Genomic DNA, 12294 nt, shown 5'->3' on the forward strand with positions numbered 1-12294 from the left:
GAGGAACAACGATGTTAGATGAAATCTCCTCCAAAGAAAAAGCTGCCATCCTTATTCGTACATTAGAAGAAGGGGTGGCAGCAAAAGTCATTGAATATATGACAGCTGAGGAAAAAGAAGTATTACTTCGTGAAATCGCAAAGTTTCGTGTATACAAACCAGAAACGTTAGAAAATGTACTAGGAGAGTTCTTATATGAACTAAATGTAAAAGAATTGAACTTAGTCACTCCAGATAAAGAATACATTCGTCGCATATTTAAAAACATGCCAGAAGACGAACTGGAAAAATTATTGGAAGATCTTTGGTATAACAAAGATAATCCATTTGAATTCTTAAATTCACTTACAGATTTAGAACCACTTCTTACAGTGCTTAATGATGAGTCACCACAAACAATTGCAATTATCGCTTCTTATATTAAACCGCAACTTGCGTCTCAATTAATTGAGAGATTGCCAGATCATAAACGAGTAGAGACGGTAATGGGTATTGCGAAGTTAGAACAAGTTGATGGCGAATTAATTAATCAAATTGGTGAGTTGTTAAAATCGAAATTAAATAATATGGCATTCAGTGCAATTAATAAAACTGATGGCTTGAAAACAATCGTAAACATTTTAAATAATGTTTCACGTGGTGTTGAAAAAACAGTCTTTCAAAAGCTGGATGAAGTCGATTATGAGTTATCTGAGAAAATTAAAGAAAATATGTTTGTCTTTGAAGACTTACTTGGTCTTGAAGATCTTGCGCTTCGCCGTGTATTAGAAGAAATTACAGATAACGGTGTTCTTGCGAAAGCACTTAAAATTGCAAAAGAAGAAATTAAAGAGAAACTATTTACATGTATGTCTTCAAACCGTAAAGAGATGATTCTAGAAGAATTAGATGGCTTAGGACCGCTTAAGATGACGGATGCTGAAAAAGCACAGCAAACGATCACTGGTACAGTGAAAAAGCTAGAGAAAGAAGGAAGAATTATCGTTCAAAGAGGTGAAGAGGATGTCCTTATTTAAAAACAGAATTCCGAAGAATTCTGTTTCTTTTTCTGAAGAAACGTATGAATTACAATTTCCAAAACCACCTTCAGTTCAAATAGAAGAGGAAGAATTACAAGCTGATCATGCAGAGCTTCGCGCCCAGCAAGAGTCATTACATATGGAAATGAATCAGCTAAGGCAAGAGAAGCAAATGTTAGAACGAGAGCGGCAGCAGTTATTACAAGATAAAGAACAATTTCAAATGCATATTCATGAACAAATGGAACAGATGGAAGCAGCGCGTGTGCAGTTTCAAAAAGAACAACAAGAAACAGCATATGAATGGACAGAGTTATTATGGGATCAATCTTTTCATCTAGCAGAAAAAATCGTGAATCAAGCGGTAGATTCACGATCGCTTGATGTGTTACCTATTTTAACTGGCATCGTGCAAACATTGCCAACTTCGTTTGAAAAATTAATCATTACAGTACATCCAGAAACTTTTGAACGTATTCAAGAAGAGAAGGAAAATACGAAAGAATATTGGTTACTACAATTAGTAGAATGGAAATATGATTTCTCCCTGCAGTTTGGTGAATTTGTTCTGGAAGAAGAGAAAGAGTTCTTTGAATTTAAATTTGCACCTATATTTGCGAAACTTCGTCAGAAATGGGAAGAAGAGAAGTTATTTGAGGAGCAAAATGTATGAGCCGTCTGTTAATGAATGAGAACGAAAAATGGAATAAGTTCATTGAAACACCACTGTATACGAAAGTAGGCAAAGTTCATAGTGTACAAGAACAGTTTTTCGTAGCAAAAGGGCCGAAAGCGAAGATCGGAGATGTTTGCTTCGTTGGAGAACATAACGTCTTATGTGAAGTGATTGCCATTGAAAAAGAAAATAATATGCTACTTCCATTTGAACAGACAGAAAAAGTATGTTATGGAGATTCAGTGACTTTAATTTCAGAAGATGTTGTTGTACCACGTGGTAATCACTTGCTCGGAAAAGTGTTAAGTGCAAATGGTGAAGTGTTAAATGAGGAAGCTGAAAACATTCCATTACAGAAAATTAAACTAGATGCACCGCCTATACATGCATTTGAACGTGAAGAGATTACCGATGTATTTGAAACAGGAATAAAATCAATTGATTCTATGCTAACAATTGGTATCGGTCAAAAGATTGGTATTTTTGCTGGGTCAGGTGTTGGTAAATCTACTTTACTTGGAATGATAGCAAAAAATGCAAAAGCTGATATAAACGTTATTAGTTTAGTAGGAGAACGTGGCCGGGAAGTAAAAGACTTTATTCGAAAAGAGTTAGGCGAGGAAGGGATGCGAAAAAGCGTCGTTGTTGTAGCGACGTCAGATGAAAGTCATCTTATGCAACTTCGTGCCGCGAAACTCGCAACGTCTATTGCTGAATACTTCCGTGACCAAGGCAATAACGTATTACTTATGATGGACTCTGTTACTCGTTTTGCCGATGCACGAAGAAGTGTTGATATTGCTGTTAAAGAGTTACCGATTGGTGGTAAAACACTGTTAATGGAAAGTTATATGAAGAAGCTGTTAGAACGGTCCGGGAAAACACAAAAGGGATCTATAACAGGTATTTATACGGTGCTTGTTGATGGGGACGATTTAAATGGCCCTGTACCAGATTTAGCACGTGGTATTTTAGATGGACATATTGTATTAAAGCGTGAGCTTGCAACGCTTAGTCATTATCCTGCAATTTCAGTATTAGATTCAGTAAGTAGGATTATGGAAGAAATCGTGTCGCCACATCATTGGCAACTTGCAAATGAAATGAGGAAAATTTTATCAATTTATAAAGAAAATGAATTGTATTTTAAGTTAGGAACGATTCAAGAAAATGAAGAAAATGCTTATATTTTTGAATGTAAAAATAAAGTAGAAGGTATAAATACATTTTTAAAGCAAGGTCGATCGGATAGTTTCCAATTTGATGATATCGTTGAAGCGATACACCATATAGTATAAGGCCTCTGCCCAAGAGGTCTTATTTTTTTGTTTTTTAATATTTCACAGATTTTTTTGGGAAAAAACTATATAATAGAAAAAGAGAACGTTATAATAGGAAGGGGCTATGAAAACAGGTGGATAAACAGCAGTACGACACAATAAAATTGCAAATAAATCAAGAAAAAGAACATATTTTAAAAGAAGTGTATGAATTAACAGCTGAAAAAAGAAAAATAGAACAAAAAAAAGAATATGATTTATATGTTGTGAAATCACGTAGTAAAGTCGTACAAACTGGGCAACGTATTATGGCGGGCATGCTTTCTTCACATACGTTTTCACCTGAAAGAATAGAAGAATGGAATCGAAAAATTAAAAAAACGGAAGGTTTTATTCAAAAAAATGAAAGCCTTTTAGAGCAAGTAAAAGAAAAAGAACGTGTCATTGATGAGATGTATCAAGAAAATTGCAAAAAGCTTGCGAAAGCACAAGAAAAGCTGGAAGAAAAAATGCTTCTGGATTTGAAAATGTGTATGAATGGATGAGGTGAATGTAGTGATACAGTCTGTATTACCGGTGCAACAAAGTTTACCTCCGCAAAAAGAAAAAGGGCTAGAAGTACAATCAAAAAATGAAGATTCTTCATTCGATCGTACGATGAGAATGGAAAATAAAAAACAGCCGCAAACGGAGAAAACGAAACGAGAAGAAGCACCACCAGAAGAGAAAAAAGATTATATTCTTTCTAAAAAATCGGTAAAGAAAGAAGAACCTATTGTAAAGAAAGAAGAAAAAAAAGAGACAGAACAGTTATTATTAGCTGTATCTGAGCAAATGGTTGCAATTGAGCAATTACATGTGCAGCCGGAATTGTTATATCAATACATACAAAAAATACAAGAGCTATATAAAGAATATGGCAATATTAAACTTAATGAATTACCTGCAGCTGAATTACAACAATTACAAGAACTTCTTTCAAATATGAATATCAAAAATGCTATATGTTTAGAAGATACAATGCAAATGGTATTAAACAAAATGAAGATGCCAGAGCAAACGATGCAAGCATTGAAAGTTGTAGAAACAGAAACTTGTAATATTGCAAAGGAACAAGAAGAGTCTAAAGAGGTAGATCTTCCAAAACTTGAGAGCGATGATGCAAAGGTAGAGTTGCCAGAGGTTGATGTATTAAATGATTCGAGCTCTGCAGGTGCAGAGTTATTAAATAAAACGACGAGTACCGAACAAATAGGGAAATCAAATAGTGGTGCTGAGAAAGTTTCATTACCTGACTTAGGAAAGAAAATGGAAGCGCAAGTAGAAGCGCTGCAAAAATTTGTAGTGAAACAAGAACGTGTTTTATTCCAGTTAAATCCAGAAAAACTTGGTACATTAACAGTGTTTATGAAAAAACACGGAGATCAAATTGATGTTCACGTAGAAATGGAAAAACACGATGCGAAAAAACGTGTTGAAATCATTTTTGATGAATTGAAATTAAAATTAAAAGAAAAAGAAATCAATATTCAAATTAGCTATTCAGATAAAGATGAAAATCGAAAAGAACAGCGAGAACAAGAGCAAAGGCAAAAACAGAAATTAGCAAATACAAATCATGAAAAACAACAATCAACAGAATTTGCGGGATTATTGGAGGAATAAAGCGTGCCAACAGTTGGATTAAATACAACGAGTACAAATCATATTCCGTTACAAGCAGGAGCGCAAAAAAGTAATGTACCTGTTAATGGTGTACAATCGCCAGTGCAACAAAGTAATGGAGTTTCGGCAGGAGCGCAAAAGACTCCTGGGGTAATGGGGAAAGATGATTTCCTGAAATTGTTTTTATCAAGTTTTCAACATCAAGATCCATTTAATGCGATGGATATGAATCAAATGATGAATCAGACAGCACAGTTATCTCTTATGGAACAAGTACAGAATATGACGAAAGCAGTAGATAAGCTGCAATCAACGATGTATACGACAGCTCTTGATGGAGGGATGAAATTTTTAGGGAAGTATGTTAGAGGTATAAACAATAAGGGAGAGCAAGTGACTGGTCAAGTGGAAACAGTTCGACTTGCCGAAAATAACGATGTACAACTTATTGTTGATAATCAAGTTGTCTCACTTCGTTTTGTAGAAAGGGTTTCAGATAAACCGATAGCAGAAACAAATCCAGAAGATGAGAAGAAAGATGATATAGAAAAAAATGAAGAGGTTAAGCAAAATTAATAAAAGGAGTGTATATAGGTTATGATTAAAGCGTTATATACAAGTATTACAGGGATGAATGCAGCACAAAATGCATTAAGTGTTACTTCAAATAATATTGCAAATGCACAAACAGTTGGATATAAAAAGCAAAAAGCTATTTTTGATGATCTGCTATATAATAATACGGTTGGTTCACGTGGGGATGGTGCTTATGCTGGTACGAATCCAAAGAGTATTGGTAACGGTGTAAAGTTTAGTGGGACATCTACAGATTTTAGTGATGGTTCTATTACTTTAACTAGTGATAAGATGGAGACAGCCATAGAGGGAAATGGTTTATTTTTAGTTGGTGATCGTAATAGTGGAAATGTAGAGTATACGAGAAAAGGGTCTTTCGGTGTATCGAAAGATAACTATGTTACAAATACAAGTGGACAGTATGTGCTAGGTTATGGTGTGAAAACAGGAACACAAGAAATAGATTTTTCTTCACGACCAAGTCCAATTCATATTCCAATGGGATCAGCTGTTGGTGGGATTCAAACAGATAAAGCAACAATAGGTGGAAACCTTCCTAGAAATCAAAATGCATTATCTCATGAATTCACAGTTTTTGATGAGGAAGGAAACTCGTTAACGTTACGTGTAAATATTAAACAAAAGACTACAAAAGAGACTGTAGATGGTAAAGAAGTTGACAAGCCTGTGCCAGGTGAATATACATATACAGTTTCTGTAAGAAATGATTCTAAAAACGAAAAAGAGTTTAAGCCTGTTGAAGGCATGACAGGCGAAAAAAATCTTAAATTTGATACATTAGGAAATCTAAAGGAGACAGATGAATCTGTACAAAAAAATCCAGTAACTGGTGAAATTACTAAAGGTGGAACGGTTAAAATTCCTTTTGGTAAGGGACTGACACTGGACTTAAGTGCTTTAACAAATTATCCGACAGGGAAAACTATTTCTACAACAGAAGTAACGGGGCGTCCAGCTGCAATTGCAAATGACTATTCAATTTCTGACGGTGGTTTCGTTATGATGAGATATTCGGATGGTAGTATGAAGGTTGTAGGACAACTAGCTGTAGCTACATTCCCTAATTCAGGTGGATTAATGAAAACTGGGAATGGCAATTACATTGCCACACCATCAGCAGGGATTCCAGGGATAGGTGTTGCTGGTGAGAATGGTGCAGGTAATGTACGAGGTTCAGCAAAAGAAAGTTCAAACGTAGATTTATCTGTAGAATTCGTTGACTTAATGTTATATCAACGTGGATTCCAAGGAAATGCGAAAGTAATTAAAGTGTCAGATGAAGTATTAAATGAAGTTGTAAACTTAATTCGATAATGTATTATAAAGAAAGATCGTAATATAGTAGAAAGGGTTTTTATTCGTATGACAAGACAAGAACGAATTTTACAATTACCATTTTTCGAGAATAAACGTGAACTTGCTGAACAAGTGCTAAAAATGGAACGGGAAGAGCATGTATATTTACCAGATCAATTTGAAATTAAGCAAGTGCCCCCGTATTCATTTGCTGAAAAGAAAGCGATTATTGGTCGCATTCATGAGTTTTATTTCGTCAGTGTTGGCAGTGATGGCGCATGGAAGTATCAACTGTTTAAGGACGAGATGAAGTGCCGTGAGTTTTTTGTTACATTATCAGGCATTACAGATCAACAAATTGCTTTTTGGTTCAACAATATCGAGCTGCTTAAAGGCGCGTAAAAGTGTTTTTAGGCTTAGGTGGCTCGGAGCTGTAAGAAGAGAACTATAGAAATCTACTGGAATGGTTGAACAATAATCTCTTTATAGCAAGCCAGTACTTTTTTATAGTCTGTGAGTTGTGACAATAGGGCAATGAAATGAGAGTATGCTAGTTTCATTTTATATGTTTGTGATGATAGATTTTTATAAAAGGAGAGGTGAGGAGGATGGCGCAAAATAAGTATCGCGTTACATTTATTTCGCCGAGTGAGGTTGAGCAGCGGACTGTAATGGCGGCGAATAGTTTGCCAGATTTGATTCGTAAAGTAGAAAGTATTATCGCAGATCCGAACGGTTATTTTGTAAATGATAAAAAAAATAATTGCTATTTTAAAGTGATTAAAGAAAATGTGACGTTTATTCAATATGAGTTACTATTTTCGGATAAGGAAATTCATATTGAAAAATTAAAACATATAGCGCCGGTGGTATTAAAACGATTATTCGAAAAAATAAATGAACCGGAACTATATGCACTCGCGCTACTTGATGTTGATATAGCAACGAAAGAATATGTGCTAGCAGAAATGAATTCAGAGCTGAGAATAAGAGTAGAGACGGAGCTTTCGAAAAAATGGGAAGCAATGCCGACGGAAATTGTAGGAGCACAAGAAGTGTTATTAGAGGCACTTGCTTCGTTTATACAAGATTAATTGTTTTTTAATAAAATGAATCGATCGACTATCTATATTTTTTATATAGGTAGTTGACTTTTTCGCTTTTATAAAGCTTAATAATTAGATATACGGAATTAATGGAAGGGGAGCGACACCTTTATGTCACAAGCACAAAGTATTTTATTAGAAAGCGGAACAAATGAATTAGAGATTGTTACGTATACTGTTGGTGAAAACCTATTTAGTATTAATGTTATGAAAGTACGTGAAATCATTAATCCATTCCCTGTTACAACTGTGCCAGAGTCTCATCATGCAGTTGAAGGTGTTGTTCAAGTACGTGGTGAAATTTTACCTGTTATTAACTTGGCAATGGCTCTTAATTTAAAGTCAACAAAGCCACTTGATCAAACGAAATTTATCATCTCAGAATTAAACCAAATGAAAGTTATTTTCCGCGTTGATGAAGTGCATCGTATTCAACGTATTTCATGGGAACAAATTGATGAACCAGCTTCATTATCTATGGGACTAGAAGAAACGACATCTGGTATTGTAAAACTAGATGGCAAAATCATCTTACTATTAGATTATGAAAAAATTGTATGTGAAATTAGCGGCACTGGTTATGACAATAAATCAATTGCAGGGTTAGAACAAAAAACAGATCGAGCTGAAAAAGTAATTTATATTGCAGAAGATTCAGCGATGCTTCGTCAAATATTAGAAGAAACATTATCATCAGCTGGATATACGAAAATGAACTTCTTCAGCAATGGTGCAGAAGCGTTAGCGCAAATTGAAAAATTAGCGAAAGAGCAAGGCGAAAAAATGTTTGAACATATTCACCTGCTAATTACGGATATTGAAATGCCAAAAATGGATGGACATCATTTAACGAAAGTGGTTAAGGATAGTGAAGTAATGAATCGTTTACCAGTCATTATTTTCTCTTCATTAATTACAAATGAATTATTCCATAAAGGTGAAGCTGTAGGAGCAAATGCTCAAGTAAGTAAGCCAGATATTCAAGAGCTAATTGGTTTAGTTGATAAGTTAGTGCTTTAAAAGCTTCTATTTAGCCAGAATAGAAGCTCTAGCTAAGTGTTGAGCGGTCAGTGCTTAATAGAGCCCTATGCGATGTTGAGACCAGAGATATGGAGTGGTTATAGGTAAGTAGAAGAGCTGGCGTATAACATTTTTCTATTTAGTAGGAATAGGGGAAACTACTTATGTAAGTAAGTTTTCAGTGATTAATAGAGTCTCATGCGATGTGAGTTCAGAGGTATGAAGTAGTTTTAGGTAAGAAGAAGTGAGACTTTGATTGAGGATTTGAAGATTGGGTTTATAACTCTATTCTGTTAGAGAGAGGAAGGAATTAGCCATATGTAGCATTGGCTAATTCCTTTTTGGTATTCTATACTCTAACCTGGCAGAAAAATGAAAGGTTTCTGAGATGTTTGGCGCTGTATGTATGAAAAAATCTTCAAATGAAGATTTTTGATTTGAAAATATAAGCAAACGTATTTTCGAAGGTTATTTTAGTAACATTTCGTGGTAACGCAAATTTTTTCGGTGAAAAAATATTCAAAATACCATATAATATAATTAAATGTAATTAATATGCAATTTTACATATTAATAAAAAAACATTTTCCAAATTTTTATACTTTCTATACATTTTTGTATGTTAATTATTTGACAGATAATTTCGAACTGTTATAATATGGATATGTAAAAATTGCTATTTTCTTAAAAGACATGGGAGTCAGATGAGAATTGTGAAAGGATGAGGGGGAGTGGCACAGATTATGTATCACCACACAGCAATTAATGTATTAGGTCTTTTACAAAACATGTCAAATAATAAAATGAACGATATGCAACTAGAGGTGGAATTAAAAAAGATAGAAAAAGAATTCCAAGTAAAGTATGAAGAGTTAGTTGATTTACATAATAGAATGGTATTATTTCAAATAGATATAGAAAAAAATGGCGGGATGCGAGCATATGAAAAATCAGCAATTACATGGCTGAAGTCTGAACTAGAGCTACTATATGAAGTATATCAATTTTGTCAACGTCACGGTTTAAACATTTTAAATATTTCAAAATACGTAAGTAAAAATGAACTAAATCTTTTTCCAAAAACAGAAAGTCAATTGCAAAATACGTATTATAAATTGAAAAAACGTGAAATACCGTTTGAAAATATTGAAAAACAAAAACCAGGACGAAAGCGAAAATATATACCAGTAAAAGAGACAATTGTTGCAAGAAAACAAGAAAACGAGTACGAATTAAAAGAAGAAATCCAGCATAAAGAGGATGAAAAAAGTCTTGTAACAGTTATATCTGGTATCGTTGATAACTTTGAAACAATTAATCAATGTAGTGAAAGGAAAGAAGATGAACTACATCAGTTTATGGAAGGTATTTATAAGCTTTCTAGTATGGCTGCAGGGCGTTTTAGAGAAGCAAAGAATACACGTAGCCTAGAAGGTGAATTGCAGTCGTTACAACTAGAAAATGAAAGGGTAAAACGAGAGAAAGAAGAGCTTGTGCAAGATATTAAAGGCATGACGCAGCTTTTAATTCATTTCATTACAAGTTCTGATATCGATCAAATTCGTAAATTACCAACTTTCGTACAAGATTGTAAAATGGAATTACATAAACTAGGGCTATATAATGCACAAGACGGTAAAATGAAAATTATGGTTGATCGTAGCGGACAAGTTATGACCGTAACACAGTAATAAAAATTGGGTACAAAATAAAAGGGAGATACATAGTTTATATGTATTTCCCTTTTATTTTGTATGGAATCGTTCCGAAGAAGGAAGATGAATTTTTACGATTGTAGTAGTTTAGAAACTATTTGCGGAATTTGATTCGCTTGTGAAACCATACTAAGGGCAACTTCAGTTAATAATTTGAACTTTAAAAAATCACTCATCTCCTGCGCCATGTCTGCATCTTCAACTTGAGATGCAGTATCTGTTAACGCCATACTTTGGCTATTTAAATTTTCAATATTGAATTGTAAACGATTTATCATAGAGCCAAGGTCAGCACGATGAAGTGATACATTTTGTAAAGCCTCTTCAATTTTAAGAATCGCCGCTCTGGCTTCTTGTTCTGTTGAAATCTTGATGTCATGTTGTGTAGGGGAAGGGGGAATATGTTTCGTCATATTTATTGTATGACCGATATCGTCTAATGTAACTGGGCGGTTTTGACCGTCAAATACGGATAAATCATTAAACTCAGTCGTCTCGCCAATATAGCCAATTTGTTCTGTTAAAGACTGAAACTCTTTATTAAGTGAATCACGGTTTTTATTTGAATTTGTACCGTTTGCGGATTGAACGGCTAAATCACGCATACGCTGTAAAATATTCGTCACAGTTTGAAGGGCAGCTTCGGCTGTGCGAAGCATCGATATCGCATCTTCATTATTACGAATCGCCACGCGCATACCACTCGCTCTCGCATGCATACGAGTCACAATTGCAATATTAGCGGGATTATCCGAAGCGTTGTTCAACTTCTTACCAGTCGCCAAATGCTTAATCGTAACATTCATACGCTTCTCATTCTCATACAACGACTGCCTAGCATTCATACTTAAAACATTCGTATCAATACGCATAATAGACACTCCTTATAGATTGATATAGTCAGTATCTTTTAATCTAATAAATAGTTATGGAAGGATAGAGGGGCTTATGCTTATTTACTGTTTGTGTTTTAACATAAGAGGGGATGAAGATAAGCACTGACCGCTTCTAAGCATCGCGGATACTCTCTTCCACATAAAAAAAGGTTTTATAAATAATCTATCTATATAGTAAAAATAAACCTCTCCGCAAGCAGAGAGGTTTATTCAGGAAACTAACTCAAATGGCTTATTGTAATAATTTAGAAACCATTTGAGGAGTTTGGTTAGCTTGAGAAAGCATGCTAATACCAGCTTCGTTCAAGATTTTGAACTTAGTCATTTCAGACATTTCTTTCGCCATGTCAGCGTCTTCGATTTGTGAAGCAGCAGCTGACATATTAGTAGCTTGGCTGTTTACGTTGTTTAAGTTATGGTCTAAACGGTTTAATTGAGAACCGAATGTTGCACGCATGTCAGCAACTGTTTGAATAGCTTTATCTAGTTGTACAATGGCACCTGCAGCATCATTATCTGCAGCAGGTGGTGCAGGCGTTACAGGCGGCGTTACAGGTGCTGTAGGTGCTCCGATAGTTTTTGTAAGGCCAAGTCCTGTAGTAGCCGTTGCATCAACCGCTGTAAGTGTAAGATTATCGCCAGATACATCAGAAAGCTGAATACTAATATTCTTATCTGTTCCAGCCTCAGCTAATAAACTTTTTCCGTTAAAGTTAGTTTTTCCAGCAATGTGATCAATTTCCTCTTGTAATGCTTTAAATTCTAAGTTTAAGGAATCTTGATCTTTACCACCATTTGTCCCATTGGCAGATTGAGTTGCAAGATCACGCATGCGAAGTAAGATATTAGAAATAGAATTTAAAGCTGAGTCAGTTGTACGTAGAGCAGACATAGCGTCTTGTGTGTTACGAGCCCCAACGTTTAATCCGCCTTCTTTTGCACGCATACGAGTAGCGATAGCTAAACCAGCAGCATCGTCAGCTGCACTGTTGATTGATTTACCGCTAGATAAACGGTTCATAGA

General features: G+C 34.9%; 13 protein-coding genes. 11 read left to right on the plus strand and 2 right to left on the minus strand.

The genetic code is table 11. The features are described 5' to 3' along the window. The first annotated feature begins 11 nt into the window (after positions 1 to 11). The 11 genes from fliG (at position 12) to ATL10_RS02680 (ending at position 10350) form a co-directional block, all read left to right on the plus strand. On the plus strand, positions 12 to 1016 hold the full coding sequence (fliG, locus tag ATL10_RS02630; protein ID WP_000883364.1) for a flagellar motor switch protein FliG: 1005 nt from the start codon (positions 12 to 14) through the stop codon (positions 1014 to 1016). Beyond that, positions 1003 to 1692 carry a FliH/SctL family protein gene (locus ATL10_RS02635; protein WP_110496389.1) on the plus strand — a complete coding sequence of 230 codons (690 nt, stop codon included), beginning with the start codon at positions 1003 to 1005 and terminating at the stop codon, positions 1690 to 1692. The genes fliG and ATL10_RS02635 overlap by 14 nt, the downstream gene beginning before the upstream one ends. Further along, positions 1689 to 2993 (plus strand): flagellar protein export ATPase FliI, encoded by a 1305-nt coding sequence (gene fliI, locus ATL10_RS02640; RefSeq protein ID WP_050843162.1) that lies wholly within the window; start codon positions 1689 to 1691, stop codon positions 2991 to 2993. The genes ATL10_RS02635 and fliI overlap by 4 nt, the downstream gene beginning before the upstream one ends. A 116-nt stretch (positions 2994 to 3109) precedes the next feature. Next, positions 3110 to 3520 (plus strand): hypothetical protein, encoded by a 411-nt coding sequence (locus ATL10_RS02645; RefSeq protein ID WP_000360860.1) that lies wholly within the window; start codon positions 3110 to 3112, stop codon positions 3518 to 3520. A gap of 10 nt (positions 3521 to 3530) precedes the next feature. Continuing rightward, positions 3531 to 4640: a flagellar hook-length control protein FliK gene (locus ATL10_RS02650; protein ID WP_142307391.1), complete on the plus strand. Its 1110-nt coding sequence runs from the start codon at positions 3531 to 3533 to the stop codon at positions 4638 to 4640. Between the two features lie 3 nt (positions 4641 to 4643). Further along, the gene (locus tag ATL10_RS02655) at positions 4644 to 5216 is read left to right on the plus strand and encodes a flagellar hook assembly protein FlgD (RefSeq protein WP_097924892.1); all 573 of its coding nucleotides are present in this window, start codon (positions 4644 to 4646) and stop codon (positions 5214 to 5216) included. Between the two features lie 21 nt (positions 5217 to 5237). Then, positions 5238 to 6551 carry a flagellar hook protein FlgE gene (flgE, locus tag ATL10_RS02660; RefSeq protein ID WP_097924890.1) on the plus strand — a complete coding sequence of 438 codons (1314 nt, stop codon included), beginning with the start codon at positions 5238 to 5240 and terminating at the stop codon, positions 6549 to 6551. Between the two features lie 48 nt (positions 6552 to 6599). Then, positions 6600 to 6935, plus strand: a complete 336-nt coding sequence (locus ATL10_RS02665; RefSeq protein ID WP_000198176.1) for a DUF3964 family protein — start codon at positions 6600 to 6602, stop codon at positions 6933 to 6935. Between the two features lie 206 nt (positions 6936 to 7141). After that, on the plus strand, positions 7142 to 7627 hold the full coding sequence (locus ATL10_RS02670; protein WP_000068303.1) for a hypothetical protein: 486 nt from the start codon (positions 7142 to 7144) through the stop codon (positions 7625 to 7627). Between the two features lie 123 nt (positions 7628 to 7750). Continuing rightward, positions 7751 to 8659 (plus strand): chemotaxis protein, encoded by a 909-nt coding sequence (locus ATL10_RS02675; RefSeq protein WP_000075943.1) that lies wholly within the window; start codon positions 7751 to 7753, stop codon positions 8657 to 8659. Positions 8660 to 9402: 743 nt separating this feature from the next. Continuing rightward, entirely contained in the window at positions 9403 to 10350 is a 948-nt protein-coding gene (locus ATL10_RS02680) for a DNA-binding domain-containing protein (RefSeq protein WP_141553454.1), read from the plus strand. Positions 10351 to 10445: 95 nt separating this feature from the next. On the opposite strand, the gene ATL10_RS02685 is transcribed toward ATL10_RS02680, so the two are convergent. Continuing rightward, positions 10446 to 11246, minus strand: coding sequence for a flagellin N-terminal helical domain-containing protein (locus tag ATL10_RS02685; RefSeq protein WP_097924886.1), 801 nt, complete (start codon positions 11244 to 11246; stop codon positions 10446 to 10448). 256 nt (positions 11247 to 11502) lie between these two features. Then, positions 11503 to 12294, minus strand: a 792-nt coding sequence (locus ATL10_RS02690; RefSeq protein WP_110496391.1) for a flagellin N-terminal helical domain-containing protein, incomplete at its 5' end; no start/stop codon positions are given.

It is taken from the genome of Bacillus sp. 196mf (genome assembly GCF_003217275.1).
GTDB classification, from domain to species: domain Bacteria; phylum Bacillota; class Bacilli; order Bacillales; family Bacillaceae_G; genus Bacillus_A; species Bacillus_A thuringiensis_S.

What these genes read in the sequence shown, in the direction of transcription:
- fliG (WP_000883364.1), top strand. Translation starts at nt 12, where the DNA reads ATGTTAGATGAAATCTCCTCCAAAGAAAAAGCTGCCATCCTTATTCGT.
- ATL10_RS02635 (WP_110496389.1), top strand. Translation starts at nt 1,003, where the DNA reads ATGTCCTTATTTAAAAACAGAATTCCGAAGAATTCTGTTTCTTTTTCT.
- fliI (WP_050843162.1), top strand. Translation starts at nt 1,689, where the DNA reads ATGAGCCGTCTGTTAATGAATGAGAACGAAAAATGGAATAAGTTCATT.
- flgE (WP_097924890.1), top strand. Translation starts at nt 5,238, where the DNA reads ATGATTAAAGCGTTATATACAAGTATTACAGGGATGAATGCAGCACAA.
- ATL10_RS02665 (WP_000198176.1), top strand. Translation starts at nt 6,600, where the DNA reads ATGACAAGACAAGAACGAATTTTACAATTACCATTTTTCGAGAATAAA.
- ATL10_RS02670 (WP_000068303.1), top strand. Translation starts at nt 7,142, where the DNA reads ATGGCGCAAAATAAGTATCGCGTTACATTTATTTCGCCGAGTGAGGTT.
- ATL10_RS02675 (WP_000075943.1), top strand. Translation starts at nt 7,751, where the DNA reads ATGTCACAAGCACAAAGTATTTTATTAGAAAGCGGAACAAATGAATTA.
- ATL10_RS02680 (WP_141553454.1), top strand. Translation starts at nt 9,403, where the DNA reads ATGTATCACCACACAGCAATTAATGTATTAGGTCTTTTACAAAACATG.
- ATL10_RS02685 (WP_097924886.1), bottom strand. Translation starts at nt 11,246, where the DNA reads ATGCGTATTGATACGAATGTTTTAAGTATGAATGCTAGGCAGTCGTTG.